The following is a 397-nucleotide window of genomic DNA, read 5'->3' on the forward strand; positions in this document are numbered from 1 at the left end:
ACTGACCACCACCGAGACCGCCGCGCTGACTACGTCGCAGGTGGCGGTGCTGACCGCCGCTCAGGTCGCCGGGCTGACCACCGCGCAGGTGGCGGCATTGACCACCACCCAGGTGCCGGTGTTGTCCACCGCTGACGTCAAGGCGCTGACCACGGCGCAGGTTGCCGCGTTGACCACCACGCAGGTGGCGGTGCTGAGCACCACCGAGGTGGCGGCGTTGTCCTCGGCGCAGGTGGCGGCGCTGACCACCACCGAGGCGGCCGCGTTGACCACCACCCAGGTCCCGGTGCTGTCCACCGGCGGCATCGCCGGGCTGGGGTCGGCGCAGGTCGCCGCCATCGGGTCGGCGCAGATCGCCACCCTGACCACGGCACAGTTGCCGTCGCTGGCGGTCGCC

General features: G+C 72.8%; 1 pseudogene. It reads left to right on the top strand.

Going from position 1 to position 397, the window contains the following annotated elements:
* Window positions 1-397, top strand: a pseudogene (locus GSQ89_RS32435) (heme utilization protein); the annotation flags it as partial.

It is taken from the genome of Acidisphaera sp. S103 (assembly GCF_009765975.1).
GTDB lineage: Bacteria > Pseudomonadota > Alphaproteobacteria > Acetobacterales > Acetobacteraceae > Rhodopila.